Source organism: Rhizobium brockwellii (assembly GCF_000769405.2).
GTDB lineage: Bacteria > Pseudomonadota > Alphaproteobacteria > Rhizobiales > Rhizobiaceae > Rhizobium > Rhizobium brockwellii.
Window position 1 is genome coordinate 1,188,058 of record NZ_CP053439.1, and the last position, 15,612, is coordinate 1,203,669.

A 15,612-nucleotide genomic window follows, 5' to 3' on the forward strand; every position below is an offset into this window, starting at 1 on the left:
GTCAGCGATAGGCGATCTGCGCCTTTTTGCGCAGTTCATCCAGGTATTTCTTGCTGTTTTCGTTTTCCGGGCTGGCGTCCTTGCCACCCTTGGACTTGTCGAGATCTTCCTGGCGGAAGACCATCTCGGCGGCCTGGTCGTCGGAGACCTGCCGCTGGCTGCAGATTGCCAGATATTCGACGCCCTTGTCGGTGACGCGGGTCCCTGTCGTGTTGCCCTTGGCCTGCTCGACCAGCGGCTTCCAATCCGGCGGGATCTCGGGGGCGAGCATGCGGCCGAGATCGCGCACGGAAACGTCGCGCATCGTCGCGGCAAACACCTTTGCCTGATCGCAGCCCGGAAATTTGGAGCGCGACGCCTCGGCCTCGCCCTTGCGCTTGCCAGTGATGGCGCCGCGCTTGGCTTGCGGAATGACGAAGATGACCTGCTGCAGCATATATTCCGTCGTCACCGGCTTCTGCTTGTTGTTCTGCATCATGCGCGAGACGAGATCATAGTTCGATAGCCGCGAGGTCGAGCCGTATCGGGCGTTGACGACACGCGGCCAGCTCATCTGCACGGCGATGAAACCCTTGAAATGATCGACGCCGACGCCGGCGCGATCGAGGATCTGCGACATCTGCTCAGGGGAAAGCTTGTTGCCGCTCGAAAAGCGCGCGAAAGACGCATCGACGTCCTGCTGCGAAACCGACATATGGACGCGGGTGACTTCCTGCCGCTTGAGCGCCTCGTCGATCAATTGCTCCTCGGCGGTCTTGGCATCGGCCTTCGTATGCTGCAGGCGCAGGAAGGCCTGGCGCTTGGCGACATCGCCGCTGGTGATGGCCGTGCCGTTCACCACGGCCTTGACTTCACTGGCCGCAAGCGCTGAACCGGCAAAGCCTGTCAGCAATGCAAGCGCTGCCCCGGCGAGGAATTTGGTTATGGCTTTTTTCGCGTCAATCATCTGTTGACCTCCCGATAGCGTCGCGAGCCGTTGTTCGCGGCGTTCTTACCACAGTGCGAGACACGCGGAAATCGCTTCCGTCACGGCGCGAAACCCCTATGCCTCAGATATAGACTGGCGGCAATGTCCTGCACAGGCTTACGGCGAAAGAATGGCTTCAGCCCATCTTTGCGCCGTCCGCCCGTCATTCCAGGGTGTCGGAGCCGATCTTGATGTCGCCGAGCGTGCGGAAGGTCAGCCGTGCGCCGATCGTCCAGTCGCTTGCCGTCGCGTCGTCGGAATCCCTGCTGTCCGTATAGGCGATCGTGAAGATCGTACATTCGTCGTCATAGGAGAGACCAAGCGTCCGGCGGCTGATCACATCATTGTTCAGATCCCAGGCGATGCCGCCGAAGATCGACCAGTAATCCTTGAATTTGACCCTGCTACTGGTCTGGATCTCGTCGTTATCGTCGGCGAAGCCATATGCCGGCTGGGCGCTGAGATGGGTGAAGGTCACCTGCGTAGAGAAGGTGTCGTTCTGGTAGGCCGTGGTCAGGTCACCGCGGCGGAACTCGAAATCCTTCTCGTCGAGGCGGTAGGAGGCCGTCACCGAAACGCCATACGGCGTCTCGACGCCGCCGAGACCGACATAGTCGGAGCGAGTGGTTTCAAGGCCGGAATCGGCGCCGACATTGACGAGATCATCGGTCGCAAACGAGTTCTGGCCGGCGATCTGATAGGACTGGCCGAAGATGCCGTGCAGCTTGTAGCCGCTGTCGAATGTACCGGTGTACTGGATACCGACATTGGCGCGTGTACCGCCTTCGACCCGGTCGTAGCCCGAGAACTTGTCGCGGTCGAACAGCGAGGTGGCGTCGAAGACGAAGCTTTGCGCATCCTCGTTCGGCAGGCGGCCTGCCAGCTGCTCGTCGGGGCGGGCATAGATCTGTGCGATCGGCTCGAGGATATGTGTGCTATTGTCAGTCGTCATCAGGATCGGATAACGCATCTCCAGCCCGGCCGTGAACATGGAGCGGGTGGCGGAATTGCCGTCGATGTAGTTGCCGGTGTAGCCGGTGGGGTCATCCATGTTCAGCGCGAAGGCATCGCCGCGCGCGGCCAGCAACGGCGTGATTACCAGGCCGGTCGGCGTGACATAGGTGCGCTTCCACTGCAGCTCGGCAGTCAGCCGCGAGGTCTGGCCTTTCAGGCCGCGGAAGCGGTCGAAGCCGTCGACGGTATAGAAGTCGTCATGGGTGCGCGAAATATTCGTCAGATTGACGTCCGCCGAAAGCTCGCCGCCTGCAAGCGGCTGCGGCGCCACGTAATGATAGTCAAGCGACGGATAGACGATCGCCTGCTGCTTTTCGGCGGTGTTCTTCCGGTCGGCATCCTGGATGTCGAAATAGAACGCCCGCATGTCGAAATAATTGCGTTTCCCGAGCCCTGTCAGGTAGATCTGGTTGGTACGATCCGTGCCGGTCAGGCCCCGCAGCTTGTAAGTTTTCGAGAAATTGTTGTCGCTCTGCATCATGACGTCCCAGCCGAACGTCCAGCGCGGATTGATGCGGAATTCGGCCTTCGATGCCACCATGCCGCGCTGGCCGGCTTCGGCATCGCTGGTGCCGGAGCTGAAATTGCCCGGCTTTGCCTGATCGATGCCGGCAACGCGCAGGATATGCGTGCCATTTTCGAAGCGCTGGCGGAATTCGCCTTCGACGAGGAAGCCCTGGGCCGTGTAGCCCGTGGCGGTGACCGTCGCGTCCATGCTCGGCGAGATCACATAATAGTAAGGAACGGAAAGACCGAAGCCGAGATTCTGCGACAGGCTCATCGTCGGGAAGAGAAAGCCCGACTTGCGCTTCACCGTATTGTCGGGAACTTCGATGAACGGCAGGAAGGCGATCGGATGGCCAAGCAGCTCGAAGCGCGCTCTCTCAAGACGGATCGTATGCGTCTCGCCGTTCTGGATCACCCGCTGGGCCTTGACCTGCCAGAAAGGGGCGCGCTTCGGATCTTCGGCGCAGGGAAGGCAGGCCGTGTAAACGCCCTTGTTGAGAATCATCTTCGTGCCGCCGACGCGCTCGCCGCTTTCGGCGACGATGCGGGTATTGTCGGCGGTCTCGATGCGCAACGAGTTCAGGAACCCGTCGGCAAAATTGTCGGTCACATCAAGGTTGTCGGCATAGATACGGTTGCCGTCCGGGCTGACCAACTCGACATTGCCAAGCGCCATCATCCGGCCGGTCTTCTGATTGTACTCGACCTTCTGCGCGACCATTTTATAGCCGCCATAGTTGATCTGCACGCCGCCGACCGCCGACACCAGATCGGCGTCACGGTTATAGACCAGTTCATTGGCCGAAAGCAGAAGCTTGGCCCCTTCGGGGATCTTCGTCTCGATATTTTGTTCAGGCGCGCTGGCCTGGCCGTAAGAGGCCGGGACGCTGCCGAAATAGGAACATAGAGTCGCACCGACAAGCAGGGCAACCAGCTGTTTACTAATAAAATACTTGCGGTCGCCTGCCGCCACTAGCCGTCCTCCTGATGAAGCAGAATAGTCGCACCCAAGGCCAGCGCGACGACCACCGGTATCCACGTCGCCACGAAGGGGGGCACAACTCCACTGCTTCCGAATGCCTTTACAAGCACGGTGATGACATAAAGCATGAAGCCCGAAAGGATGCCACCCAGAATCACGGAGCGGGATTGGTTGAACCGGCTAAATTTCAGGGACACAGTTGCGGCTATGAAAGTCATGGCCACCAGCAGCAATGGCTGGGACAACAGGGAGTTGAATTGCGTCTCCAGCGCCTTGGTAGAGATGCCGAAGGATTTGGCCGCCGCAATCCGGTTGGAAAGGTCAAAGAAACCAATTGTTTCCGGCGCTGTCAGCCGCTCCTGGACGAAGTCCTGTTTCAGATTGGTGCGAAGTTGAACCGAAGCTTTACGCACGGGGATTTCGCCAGGCTTACGCTCGACAACGTTGTTAAGTTGCCAGTAACCATCTTCCAATTTTGCCGTGGCGGCGTCCTGTCTCAGAATGACCTGACCGCTCGAATCGAAATGGATCAGCACCGCGTCGATCAGCTTGGTTCCGTTCTCCTGGACCGTCTGGGCGCCGATGATGACATCGTCCCGGCCGCTGATCTGGCGCAGCCACGGAATCTGCGGCGCCTTGCGAAGAACTGCGTTCTCGCCGCGCCAGTCGGATTCGACCAGCAGCGCCTGGCGCTGTCCCCAGGCGGCAAGCGGGTTCAGCGCCGCCATCGTCAACAGGCCGAGCACCAGCGAGCCGGCGATGAAGGGGAACATGAACTGCCAGACCGAAATGCCGGCTGCGCGCGTGACGACGAGTTCATATTTGCGGTTGAGGCCGATCAGCACCGTCATGCCGACGAAGAGAGCGATGAACGGCACGGTCTGCTGAAGGATGAGCGGCAGGCGCACGGCGGTCATCAGGACGCCGCCGCCGATCGTGTAGCCGGGAAGGCCGGACATGCGGCCCGCCGTCTCGCTGAAATCGAGGAGGAAAGAAATCGCCGAGACGCCGATCAGGAACCAGCCCGTCGTCACTAGATAGCGGCGAAAGAAATAACGCGACAATGTCCCGAACATCATTGGGCAGCGCCCCCGCCGGTCCTGCCGGTCACGGCAAGCAGCCTTTCCTGCATCCCTCTCCAGAACGACGAAACCCGATCCCGGATGAACGACGGCATGACCAGTCGTTTGTGCAGGCCGAGGAAGATGATCGAGACGATGCTGCTGACGATCGGGATGGCGTAGAGGACGGCGATATATTCAGGGTCGGTGTCGATCTGATTGGCTGCGTAGAAGGCCGCCCATCGCATCGCGAAGGCATAGGCGAGAGCGCTCACCATCGGATGCAGCCGCGCTTCGCGGTGCGAGCGCGCGTCGCCCGCGATCGCCAGCGAAAACAGTGCAAAGACGACGGGCAGGATCCAGTCCGTCAGCCGCCGATGCAGTTCGGCGCGGTAGCTCTGCGGCCGGATCGTATAGTCCTTGTCGGCCGGATCCGGATTGAACAGGAACCACAGGTCACGGTCGCTGGCGCGCAGCGTCGCCTGACCGCGATTCTCCGTCATGTCCGAGAGGTCGAAGGAATAGGAATCGAAATTGATGACCGAGACGTTGCCATCGGGCGTTTTGCGGTGCACTTCGCCCTCATGCATGATCAGCGTCGTGCCCGTATCGTCGACGGCGCCTTCCTTCGCATAATAGATCAGTTCGTAGGCCGGGTCGCGCTCGTCGGCGACGAAAAGGCCCTTCAGCATGCGGCCGGCCATCCGCTTCGAGATCTGCACATACAGGCCTTCATCGAGCTTGCGGAAGGTCTTTTCCTCGATCACCGAAGAGAGGAGGTCAGCATAGGTCTCGGCGATCATCTGGCGCACGACGGTCTTTGCGCGCGGCTCGACGACGTTGTCGACGAAAAAGGAAAAGACGCTGATGACGGCGGCAAGCAGCAGGATCGGGCGGATCAGTACGCTGCGCCGCGCCCCCGCCGCATCGATGACGGTCAGCTCGGAATCATTGTTCATCGTCGTCAGCGTCTGGGTGATCGCGATAACGAGGGCGAAGGGCAGCACGACGGGAATGATCGACGGCAGGATCATCGTCGCCAGCTTGGCGAACGAGCCGATCGACTGGCCGCTGTCGGTGACCAGATTGATGCGCTGCAGAACCTGAGTCGTCCAAATGATCGCCAAAACGGGCAGGAGCGCCACGAGAAACATCTGGCCGACGCGCCGCAATATGTATGTCTCGAGTAGTTTCATGCCTGCCCTTGAAAGCACCTGCACGCCCAAACGGCTTTGCAGGAGAATCCCTCTACGCTCTTTGTCGCGCTTTTGCGACAAGCTGGTGTCAAAAATTCATTCAAATTTCAGAATTTTTTTGATGCTGTTGCGACTCAGTTAACGCCAGCAATGCGGCGAAGACGACAAGCGAGGAAAGCCATCCGAGAACGACGTCGGAAAGGTAGTGCGCGCCGAAGGATAGCCGCATCGCCGGCGTGAGGATCGAGATCGCCACCACGGGCGGCGCCAGCACATAACGCAGGGATTTCGGAACGAAGAGCAGAAGGCAAAAGAGCCAGCCGGCACTCGCCGCCTCGCCTGAGATGAACGAGCAGTTCGAAACGCATTTTCCGGCAAGCGAACCTGCCTCGGCGAAATGCAGCGCACCGCCGAAAATGTCCGTCTGTATCGGCCGCGGCCGGCCCCAATGTTCCTTCAGGACGACATTGACGAGCAGCACCGGCCCGATCAGCAGCGTTCCGAGCGCGACTTTGAGCTTTTGCGCCCGCTCGGCGTTGAAGGTCGCGCCATGCTGCCGGTAGCACTCGACGAGTTTCCACACCATCACGATCGCCACCACATAGGGCAGGCGGAAGAAGACGGTGCGTAGCAGGTCGAAGGTCGCGACGTCGCGATAGGGAAAGCCGCCGCAGATGCTCCCGGCAGCAGCAGTCGCGTCGCAATCTGCGCCCACGAAAAAAAGCTCGGAAAAATAAATGTCTATTTCGGGGAATGCGCGGAAGACGGCAAGCAGCGCCCACCACGTCCAAAACAACAGCATGAATGCACCGAAAGTCGTTTTCGGCAGGCGGATTGCGAGGTCCCGCCATCGATTTTTCGAAAAAACTGTCAACGCGAATATCTACGAAACTGACGAAAGCATGAGAGCCCTGATGGCTGCGGGCGACCATAACAATTGTCGCAAGCCATTGACAGACCCGCCAAAGGCGAAATTATCCGCGAGGGACGGATTTCAAAGAATCCTAGCGGAGAAGACATGTCAGCAAAGTTGGAAATTTCATTCTCGAAGTCGGCAAAGCCCAATGGCGGCCTGGCGATCCTGTTGAAGACTGCGGAGGCCGACAGCGCTGCCGGCGCTGATACGGTCGACCCGGCAGGCGTGATCGCCAAGGCTGCCAGGATCGCCCGATTCTCCGCGAAATCCATGGGGGGGCTCGATATTGTCGCCCCCGAAGGCGCGCCCGTCGACCGCATCGTCGTCATCGGGCTCGGCAAGGCCGCCGAACTCACCGCCCATGACTGGTTGAAGGCCGGCGGTGCTGCGGCATCGAGAATCAAGAACACCGACAAGACCGCCGTGTTCATCGACGTGCCTGGCCTTGAGACCAGCGCGCGGGCAGCCGCCGATTTCGCGCTCGGCATGCTGCTGCGCGCCTATAGCTTCGATACCTACAAGACGAAGAAGGGCGACGACGAGGAAAAACCGGCGAAGTCCGTCAAGGTGACGATTGTCACCGCCGATCCGGCTGGTGCCAAGAAGGCGTTTTCCGCTTCCGAAGCGATCGCCGGCGGCGTCAATCTGGCCCGTGACCTCGTCAACGAACCGCCGAACGTGCTCGGCCCCGTCGAGTTCGCCGCCAAGGCGAAGGAGCTGGAAAAGCTCGGCGTCGAAGTGGAAATCCTGACGGAGCGAGAGATGCGCCGTTTTGGGATGGGCGCCCTTCTCGGCGTCGCCCAGGGCTCCGTGCGCCCGCCACGCCTGGCGGTCATGCAGTGGAAGGGCGGCAAGGGCAAGGATCGTCCCGTTGCCTTTGTCGGCAAGGGTGTCGTCTTCGATACCGGCGGCATTTCGATCAAGCCGGCGGCCGGCATGGAGGACATGAAGGGCGATATGGGCGGTGCCGCAGCCGTCACCGGCCTCATGCATGTGCTCGCCTCCCGCAAGGCCGCCGTCAACGCGGTCGGCATCATCGGCCTGGTCGAGAACATGCCTGACGGCAACGCCCAGCGTCCTGGTGATATCGTCACGTCGATGTCCGGCCAAACGATCGAGGTGATCAACACCGATGCCGAAGGCCGCCTCGTGCTCTGCGATGCGCTCTGGTACTGCAACGACCGCTTCAAGCCGCAGTTCATGATCAATCTCGCCACGCTGACCGGGGCGATCGTCGTGGCGCTCGGCAATGTGCATGCCGGCCTGTTCTCCAATGACGACCAGCTTTCCGCCCAACTGACGGCAGCCGGCCTGTCGAGCAACGAAAAACTCTGGCGCATGCCGCTCGGCAGGGAATACGACAAGCTGATCGACAGCAAGTTCGCCGATATGAAGAACACCGGCGGCCGACAGGCCGGCTCGATCACCGCCGCGCATTTCCTCAAGCGCTTCGTGCAGGACACACCGTGGGCGCATCTCGATATTGCCGGCACGGCGATGGGTTCGCCGCAGGACGAGATCAACCAGTCCTGGGGTTCCGGCTTCGGCGTGCGCCTGCTCGACGAGCTTGTTCGCGCCCATTATGAATCCTGATGACAGACGTTCTCTTCTACCATCTGACCGAAACCAGGCTGGAGGACGCGCTTCCGCCGCTCATCGACAAAAGCGTCGAGCGCGGCTGGCGCGTTGCCGTCCAGACGCGCGAGCCGGCGCGGCGTGATGCTCTCGATCAGCATCTTTGGACTTTCCGCGAGGAGAGCTTCCTGCCGCACGGCACCGACGAGGCGGATTTCGCCGAAAGCCAGCCGGTGCTTTTGACGGTGACGTCGGACAACGCCAATGCGGCGACCGTGCGTTTCATCGTCGACGGCGCCGAGCCGCCGCCGGCCGATGCCTATGAGCGCATCGTCTTCATGTTCGACGGTCACGACCAGGAGCAACTGGAGGCCGCCCGTGCGCAGTGGAAGAAGCTGAAAGGCGAGGGGCACAACCTCACCTATTGGCAGCAGACGTCAGAGGGGCGTTGGGAGAAGAAGGCCTGAGCGTTTTACCGACACCAGAGCCTGGCGCGTCTTTTTAGACGCGCCAGGACACTGTAACACTTTGAATTGCTGCATGAAGCCGTCCAGCTTCGCTCTCACCGGCTGGCGGTAGCCGTTATCCTTTCGAGCCTTCGGCCTCGTCGAGGTTCGTCAGGATGTTGAGGGGGACGATCCCGCCAGCACTTTCCGACGCGTCGAGCGCCTCGACTGCCAAAACATGCTTTCCATTCGGACTGACAAAAGCGAATGCCCACGCCTTGTCGGCAAAGGTGCTGACCGGCATCTCCGCCCAGCCGGCTTGATGGACAAGGCGTTCGGCATAATAGGCCTTGATGGTCTGCGGGTCGGTGGTGCTGGCGAGATTGCGCGCCAGGATACGCATGGACTTCTCTCCGAACCGCCCTTCCAGTTGGCCCAACACCTTGCGGGTGGCCTGCCAATCCTGAGCCTGGGTAGCCGATCCGAAGGAATATTCCTCGGATCGGGAAACGCCCGGTGCATCCGGCGGCATGGCGACCTGTTCGCTCCAACATGCCGCAAGGCCGAGAAACGGCACCACAAGGATGCCAATCTTCAACCCGCGGAAAAATCGGCCCTTGAGGCCAATTTTGTTGCTCATGAGCGGCTGCCCCCGAACACTATTGCCATAGGCCGGCAAATCTTGCCGGTTTCTATGACGTTATTGCGGCGCTCAGTCGTGGAAGGCGTCGACGAATTTCCGCTTGCCGAGCATGAAGGCATCGGCGACGTGGCGCAGCGGCGCGAGGTCGACATCCGATTTGCCGGCCTTGATGATTTCGGCGAAGCGACGGTAGAGCGAGGGATATTCCTGCTCCGGCTCGGCGAACGTCAGCGCGCCGTCGATCAAAAGCTTGGCGCCGCCCTCGGCGAGCACCATCTGGCCGGCTGCCGTCTCCGCGACGATGTCCCAGCTTTGCTTGCCCGTCTGGCGCCAGTCGAATTCGGCGTGAACCGGCAGGCCGTCGGCATTGCGGAAGCGAATGTCGGCCGCGATCGGCGCATCGCGATTCTCGGGAAATTCGAGCACGGCCTCGGTGATGAAGATCGGCCGCGGCAGGATATGGGTGACGATCGACAGCGCGTTGATGCCGGGATCGAAAACGCCGAGGCCGCCAGCCTGCCAGATCCAGTCCTGGTTCGGATGCCAGTGGCGGACATCTTCCTTCCAGATTACATGCACGCTTTTGATTGTCGTCGAGGCAAGAAACGCCTTGGCGGCCTCGACGCCCGGCGCATAGCGCGAATGCCAGCTGGCAAAGAGCGACGCCCCCTGCTTGTTCGCCAGCGCTTCGAGATCGGCCACCTCGCTCAGCGTCGCGCCGGGCGGCTTTTCCAGGAAGACATGCTTGCCGGCGACGAGCGCCTTATAGGCTGCCTCGTAGCGATATTGCGGCGGCATGCAGAGCGAAACGGCATCGATCGACGGCTCGGCGTCGAGCATCGCTTCGATCGTCTTATAACTCTTGACGCCTTCGACCGTGCCGTGGCGGCTTGCCGTGGCGACGAGCTCGAAATCCGGGTTCTTGGCGACGGAGGGAAGGTGCTGGTCGCGGACAATTTTGCCGACGCCAACGATGGCGAGGTTGATGGGGGACATGATGTTTCGCTCCAGCCTATGAAAAGTATGACTTATTGGGTTCGTTTTTTAGCAGAAAGAAGAACGCCGACAAGCTCTCCCGCTTCATTCTTTGCACGATGGCATTCTACCGCATGATAGTTTGGCGAAGGAAGCTGTAACCCATCGCCGCGCGGGCGGCGCGCTCTTCGGAACTGCCGTCGCCGCCATGCCCGCCGGAGCCGAATTCATGGAAGAGCGGCCGGTGTCCTTCTTCCTCCAGCCGCGCGGCAAAGCGGCGCGCATGCGAGGGATGCACACGGTCGTCATTGGCCGAGCTTTCGATGTAGATCGGCGGATAGCTGACCTTGGTCGCCGGCCCGACATTGTGAAGCGGCGAATAACCGAGCATGAAATCCCGGTCCACCGGCGTCTCCGGATCGCCATATTCGTCCATCCAGGCTTGCCCTGCGCTGAACAGGTGGAAGCGTGTCATGTCAAGGACCGGCACCTGGCACCAGACGGCGCCGAAATCATCGGGATAGCGCGTCAGCATCACGCCGGTCAGCAGGCCGCCATTGCTGCCGCCCTGGCAGGCGATCCGCGACGGCACGGTATAGCCGCGGGCGACGAGGTCGCGGGCGATGGCGACGAAATCGGCAAACGCCCGGTCTCGCCCCTGCCGCTTGGCGCTGCGATACCAGTCGGGCCCGAATTCGCCGCCGCCGCGGATATAGGCCTGCACATAGGCGCCCCCTTGCTCCAGCCAGCGTCCTGTCACGCCGGAATAGTTCGGCGATAGCGAAACATCGAAGCCGCCATAGCCGTAAAGCAGTACCGGCAGCGCGCCCTTGGTCCACTGCTTCGGCAGGACCAGCCGGTAGGCAACCTTCGTTCCGTCCTCGGAAACAGCCTCCAGCAGTTCGGATGACATATCTGTCGCATCGAAATAGCTCGGCGCTGCGGCGACGAAAATCGGCTCGGCGTGCTTGCTGCGATCCGACAGCTCGAGGCGATAGCAGGCCGGAGGCTGCAGGAAGCCCTGGCCGACGATGTAGAGCGTATCGTCGCCAAGATGCAGATCCGCGTGGAGCGGCCTGAAATGAGCGGTCTGCATGTCTGCCGGCAGTGCGATCTCGCGCTGCTCGGCATCGGGCTTTGTCAGGTCCAGCACCATGAGACGCGGGCGCAGCCGATCGGAGATGATGAAGACGCACCACTCGCGCATCAGCATCATCTGCGAGATGGACTGGCCCTCGCCAGGCTGAAACAGGATCCGCTCCGGCCCGAGCGGAACCGTCTCCGATCTGGGATCGAAGCGCTGCAGCACGAGGCTGCCGGTCGCAACGCGCTCATCGGTCTTTGCCCGCCAAAGGCAATGATCGCGATTGAACTGGAAATCGGCATCGGCTGGCAGATCGATGCGCCGCTGTGTGCCGTCGTTGGCGATCAGGAAAGCGCTGGCGACGCCGATCTCATGGGCGGCGACGAAAATGTCGATCAATCCATCATCCGCCGAAGCGCCTGACAGGGCAGGGTCGATGACGAGATTGAAGCCGTAGACGTCCTCGTCTGCTGCTTCGAACATGACGGCGGCGTCTTCCGGTCGCTGTCCGCGCTTCAATCGCCGCCCGACCCGCGGCCACCCGGAACGGGTCGCCGAAAATCGGTCGATGGAACCGAAATAGCAGATTTCGTCGCGGCTCAGCCAGGTGGCATGCGATCGTGCGGCCGGGGTATCGAAGCCGCCCTCGACCACCTGTTTCCGTTCGGCGTCGAATTCGAGCAGCCGAAGAAGGTCGGAGCCGCCGTCCGAAAGCGTGAGCAGCACCCGCGTCGGTTCCCATGGGCAGGTGACGGCGCCGCGCCAGTTCCAGCGCTTGCCCTCCCTGACGCAGAAGGCATCGAGATCGAAGGTCGGCTCCCAGGCGGCGTCGGGCAGCGGCTCCTGGTTCGCCGGCAGGCGGAGCCAGACGCCGAGAGGGTTGTCCTTGCTCTGCCGGAAATCGAACAGCCACTCGCCTCGGCGCATCGGAACGATCAGCCTGTCCTGCCGCTCGATCAGCGCCTTGATCGCGTCGCGATCTTCAGCAAACTGCGGTGTTCTCAGTGCCGCGTCGGAAAGCGCGTTGTGCTCGTCGATGAACTGGCGGGTGCGCGGATCGTCGTCCGTTTCGAGATGAAGGTTCATATCCGACTTGCCTGCTTCCATTGACGTCGGACAGATCTAGGCAGCCGGTCCCAACTTGGCAACCCGCTGCCTTAACGGATCGTCACGAGATCGGCCGAGGCGACGACGGTGTTCGGCACCTCGGTCTTCTTGAATTTCAGCGTCACCACCTTGTAGCCTTCGGCTTCGAGTTTCGAGAGCAGGGTCGGCAGCATCGTCGCCGTGCGTTTGTGGATGTCGTGCATCAGAATGATGCCGCGGCCGCGCTTGTGCAAGAGGTTCATCGTCCGCTGGGTTATAGAGACTGGCGTCGTGGTGAAATAGTCCTTGCTGTCGATATCGACATCCATGACCACCATGTCGCGCATGGCGACCGCGGCGCGCAGCCTGTGGCTCTCGGCAAGATAGGGGAAGCGGAAGAAGGAGACTTCGGTTCCGGTCGCCTTGGTCACCGCCAATTCGCCCTTGGTCACCTCGGCCATCGCCGCGTCGAAACTCAGCGAAGCGAGGTTGGCGTGGTCATAAGTGTGGCTGCCGATCGTGTTGCCGTCCTGGGCGACCTTGCGGGCGAGCGCCTGATGCATCTCGGCCATTTCGCCGACCATCATGAAGGCGCCCTTGACGCCGAACTGGTCGAGGATTGCCAGCACCTTGTCGGTCCGGCCGGGGATCGGGCCATCGTCGAAACTCAGGATCACTTCCTTGTCCTGCAGCTTGAGATCGGCGAGCGAGGAGACCTCCAGCGTCCGTCCGGCCAGATGATGCGGGCCGGCAAGGCGCGGCGCCGCATCGTAGCCGGTATAGGCAAGCGCCCGTCCCTCGGGCGCGATCACCGAGGAGGTCTTGATCGAGGTATCGGGAGCGGCTTGTCTGGTGGTGCTACAGGCGGAGAGGGCGGCCGTGAGGGCCATGCAGGACAGAACGAAAAAACGATACATGGAAAGGGCTCAACAAATCGGTAACGAATGTTGAGACAACCTTTCGGATTATGGTTAACGATCGGTTGATAATGACCGCAATTGCGTTGATGCGCGGCATTTCGCCACGCTTTCGATAGAGCATGATGCCGAAAAGTGTGAGCGGTTTTCGGGCGACATCATGCTCCAACTCTATAATTTAGAATAGGATTCAGATTTTAGGCCGATCCGGCCTAAAATCATCCTATTCTAAGACCTGTGGCTATCCCGCCATCGCTTCTTCGTATTCGGCAGACAGCATCAGCCAGTCTTCCTCGGCAGCAGCGAGTCTTGCCGCAGCCTCGCCGCGTTGCTTCACCTTTTCGGCGGCCTTGGCGGGCGTCTTTTCGTAAAGGGCCGGATCCGCAAGTTCCGCATCAAACGCCTGAATCTGTTTCTCCAGCTTCGCCGTCAAGGATTCGATTTCGTTGATCTTTTTCCTGAGCGGCGTCAGCGAGGCGCGGCGTTCGGCATTGAGCTTGCGCTGGTCGGCCTTCGACGTCGCATCTTCAGTCAGCTGCGGCTTTTCTTCTTTTTTTTTACCGGAACTGACGATGAGGTCGCGATACTCGTCCATGTCGCCTTCGAAGGTCGTCACCGTGCCGCCGTTGACCAGCCACAGCCGATCGACCGTCGCCTCGATCAGGTGACGATCATGCGAGATCAGGATGACGGCGCCTTCGTAATCGTTCAGCGCCTCGATCAGCGCGCGGCGGCTGTCGATGTCGAGGTGGTTGGTCGGCTCGTCGAGGATCAGCAGATTGGGCGCATTGAAGGCGGCAAGCCCCATCAGCAGGCGGGCTTTTTCGCCGCCGGAAAGATCCTTGGCGGCCGTTGCCATCTTCTCGGTCGCAAGCCCCATATGGGCGACACGGGCGCGCACCTTGGCTTCCGGCGCGCCGGGCATCAACCGGCGCACATGCTCCACCGGCGATTGCTCGGGAATGAGGTCGTCGAGCTGGTGCTGCGCGAAGAAGCCGATCTTCAGGCTCGGTGCGATCTTTACCTCACCGCTTTCCGGCGCGAGCCGGCCGGAGATGAATTTGGCGAAGGTCGATTTGCCGTTGCCGTTCGAGCCGAGCAGGGCGATGCGGTCGTCATTGTCGATGCGCAGATTGAGGTTCTTCAGGATCGGATTGCCGGGCTCGTAGCCGACGGCGCCGCTCTGGATCGCGACGATCGGCGAAGCCGGCTGCTTTTCCGGCTCGGGAAAAGTGATCGGCTGTACGTGGGCCTCGATCACCGCAGCAACCGTTCCCATGCGTTCCAGCGCCTTGACGCGCGATTGTGCCTGCCGAGCCTTGGAAGCCTTGGCCTTGAAGCGGTCGATGAAGCCCTGCAGATGTTTGCGCGCCGCGTCGTTCTTGGCCTTGGCCTTCGTCTGCAGCTCGTCGGCTTCCGCCTTCTGTCGCTCGAACTGGTCGTAACCGCCGCGATAGAAGGTGAGCTTCTTCTGGTCGAGATGGACGATCGCATTGACCGCATTGTTCAACAGGTCGCGATCGTGGCTGATGATGATGACAGTGTGCGGATAGCGCCTGACATAATCTTCCAGCCACAGCGTGCCTTCGAGGTCGAGATAGTTGGTCGGCTCGTCGAGCAGAAGCAGATCCGGCTCGGAAAACAGCACGGCGGCAAGCGCGACGCGCATGCGCCAGCCGCCGGAGAAGGAGGAGGCGGGGCGGGCTTGCGCCGCCTTGTCGAAGCCGAGGCCGGCAAGAATGCTCGCCGCGCGCGCTTCGGCCGAATGCGCGTCGATATCGACAAGGCGCATCTGAATTTCGGCGATGCGGTGCGGATCGGTTGCGGTTTCCGCCTCGGCAACGAGGGCGGTGCGTTCCTTGTCCGCGGCAAGCACGATCTCGATCAGCGCGTCTTCGGTCGCCGGCGCTTCCTGCGCCACTTGGCCGATGCGTGCGGCCTTCGGGATCGAGACCGATCCGGTTTCCGCACCGAGATCGCCGGTGATGACGCGAAAAAGCGTGGACTTGCCGGCGCCGTTGCGGCCGACGAGCCCTGCCTTCGTGCCTGAAGGCAGCGAAACGCTGGCATTGTCGAGAAGCAGGCGCCCGGCGATGCGGGCGGAAATATCGGTGAGCGTGATCATGGCCGGCGTTTTGGCCGAAAGCGCTCGCCAAGGCAAGAGCGCTTATCCCCGCGGCAAGCTTGCTTGTCCGCCGCAAGCCTGCTTTTCCCGCGCCAAGCTTGCTTGTGCGCTGACAAGC

The 15,612-nt window shown here is 61.3% G+C and carries 12 protein-coding genes; 2 read left to right on the forward strand and 10 right to left on the reverse strand.

Annotated features, from left to right (window positions below; all coding sequences use genetic code 11):
* Nucleotide 1: 1 nt before the first annotated feature.
* The 5 genes from RLCC275e_RS06060 to RLCC275e_RS06080 all read right to left on the reverse strand — a co-directional run bounded on the left by RLCC275e_RS06060 (nt 2) and on the right by RLCC275e_RS06080 (nt 6,601).
* Complete coding sequence (locus RLCC275e_RS06060; protein ID WP_130707443.1) at nt 2–946, reverse strand: SurA N-terminal domain-containing protein; 945 nt, start codon at nt 944–946, stop codon at nt 2–4.
* 184 nt (nt 947–1,130) lie between these two features.
* Complete coding sequence (locus RLCC275e_RS06065; RefSeq protein WP_033180432.1) at nt 1,131–3,461, reverse strand: LPS-assembly protein LptD; 2,331 nt, start codon at nt 3,459–3,461, stop codon at nt 1,131–1,133.
* A complete protein-coding gene (gene lptG, locus RLCC275e_RS06070; protein WP_003558202.1) occupies nt 3,461–4,549 on the reverse strand; it encodes an LPS export ABC transporter permease LptG in 1,089 nt (362 codons plus the stop codon). Before lptG ends, RLCC275e_RS06065 begins: the two co-directional genes overlap by 1 nt.
* On the reverse strand, nt 4,546–5,727 hold the full coding sequence (lptF, locus tag RLCC275e_RS06075) for an LPS export ABC transporter permease LptF (protein WP_033180689.1): 1,182 nt from the start codon (nt 5,725–5,727) through the stop codon (nt 4,546–4,548). The genes lptG and lptF overlap by 4 nt, the downstream gene beginning before the upstream one ends.
* A gap of 100 nt (nt 5,728–5,827) precedes the next feature.
* Nucleotides 5,828–6,601: a phosphatase PAP2 family protein gene (locus RLCC275e_RS06080; protein ID WP_033180431.1), complete on the reverse strand. Its 774-nt coding sequence runs from the start codon at nt 6,599–6,601 to the stop codon at nt 5,828–5,830.
* A 144-nt stretch (nt 6,602–6,745) separates the two neighbouring features.
* Here RLCC275e_RS06080 and RLCC275e_RS06085 point away from each other — a divergent pair, with 144 nt between their 5' ends.
* Both RLCC275e_RS06085 and RLCC275e_RS06090 read left to right on the forward strand, forming a co-directional pair.
* The gene (locus RLCC275e_RS06085; RefSeq protein WP_130707444.1) at nt 6,746–8,236 is read left to right on the forward strand and encodes a leucyl aminopeptidase; all 1,491 of its coding nucleotides are present in this window, start codon (nt 6,746–6,748) and stop codon (nt 8,234–8,236) included.
* The gene (locus RLCC275e_RS06090; protein WP_033180429.1) at nt 8,236–8,685 is read left to right on the forward strand and encodes a DNA polymerase III subunit chi; all 450 of its coding nucleotides are present in this window, start codon (nt 8,236–8,238) and stop codon (nt 8,683–8,685) included. Before RLCC275e_RS06085 ends, RLCC275e_RS06090 begins: the two co-directional genes overlap by 1 nt.
* A gap of 115 nt (nt 8,686–8,800) precedes the next feature.
* Here the strand turns inward: RLCC275e_RS06090 and RLCC275e_RS06095 are convergent, their stop codons facing one another.
* From RLCC275e_RS06095 to RLCC275e_RS06115, 5 genes are all read right to left on the reverse strand, one after another.
* Nucleotides 8,801–9,304 carry a hypothetical protein gene (locus RLCC275e_RS06095; RefSeq protein WP_033180428.1) on the reverse strand — a complete coding sequence of 168 codons (504 nt, stop codon included), beginning with the start codon at nt 9,302–9,304 and terminating at the stop codon, nt 8,801–8,803.
* A 72-nt stretch (nt 9,305–9,376) separates the two neighbouring features.
* Nucleotides 9,377–10,303 carry a Gfo/Idh/MocA family protein gene (locus tag RLCC275e_RS06100; RefSeq protein ID WP_033180427.1) on the reverse strand — a complete coding sequence of 309 codons (927 nt, stop codon included), beginning with the start codon at nt 10,301–10,303 and terminating at the stop codon, nt 9,377–9,379.
* Nucleotides 10,304–10,409: 106 nt separating this feature from the next.
* Nucleotides 10,410–12,452, reverse strand: a complete 2,043-nt coding sequence (locus RLCC275e_RS06105; RefSeq protein WP_033180426.1) for a prolyl oligopeptidase family serine peptidase — start codon at nt 12,450–12,452, stop codon at nt 10,410–10,412.
* A 71-nt stretch (nt 12,453–12,523) separates the two neighbouring features.
* Nucleotides 12,524–13,369 (reverse strand): polysaccharide deacetylase family protein, encoded by an 846-nt coding sequence (locus tag RLCC275e_RS06110; RefSeq protein WP_033180425.1) that lies wholly within the window; start codon nt 13,367–13,369, stop codon nt 12,524–12,526.
* Between the two features lie 241 nt (nt 13,370–13,610).
* A complete protein-coding gene (locus RLCC275e_RS06115) occupies nt 13,611–15,494 on the reverse strand; it encodes an ABC-F family ATP-binding cassette domain-containing protein (protein WP_033180688.1) in 1,884 nt (627 codons plus the stop codon).
* Nucleotides 15,495–15,612 lie beyond the last annotated feature (118 nt).

Bases quoted from the DNA above. Each gene is read 5' to 3' on its own strand.
- RLCC275e_RS06060 (WP_130707443.1), bottom strand. From the start codon at position 946: ATGATTGACGCGAAAAAAGCCATAACCAAATTCCTCGCCGGGGCAGCG.
- lptG (WP_003558202.1), bottom strand. From the start codon at position 4,549: ATGATGTTCGGGACATTGTCGCGTTATTTCTTTCGCCGCTATCTAGTG.
- lptF (WP_033180689.1), bottom strand. From the start codon at position 5,727: ATGAAACTACTCGAGACATACATATTGCGGCGCGTCGGCCAGATGTTT.
- RLCC275e_RS06085 (WP_130707444.1), top strand. From the start codon at position 6,746: ATGTCAGCAAAGTTGGAAATTTCATTCTCGAAGTCGGCAAAGCCCAAT.
- RLCC275e_RS06090 (WP_033180429.1), top strand. From the start codon at position 8,236: ATGACAGACGTTCTCTTCTACCATCTGACCGAAACCAGGCTGGAGGAC.
- RLCC275e_RS06095 (WP_033180428.1), bottom strand. From the start codon at position 9,304: ATGAGCAACAAAATTGGCCTCAAGGGCCGATTTTTCCGCGGGTTGAAG.
- RLCC275e_RS06100 (WP_033180427.1), bottom strand. From the start codon at position 10,303: ATGTCCCCCATCAACCTCGCCATCGTTGGCGTCGGCAAAATTGTCCGC.
- RLCC275e_RS06105 (WP_033180426.1), bottom strand. From the start codon at position 12,452: ATGAACCTTCATCTCGAAACGGACGACGATCCGCGCACCCGCCAGTTC.
- RLCC275e_RS06110 (WP_033180425.1), bottom strand. From the start codon at position 13,369: ATGTATCGTTTTTTCGTTCTGTCCTGCATGGCCCTCACGGCCGCCCTC.
- RLCC275e_RS06115 (WP_033180688.1), bottom strand. From the start codon at position 15,494: ATGATCACGCTCACCGATATTTCCGCCCGCATCGCCGGGCGCCTGCTT.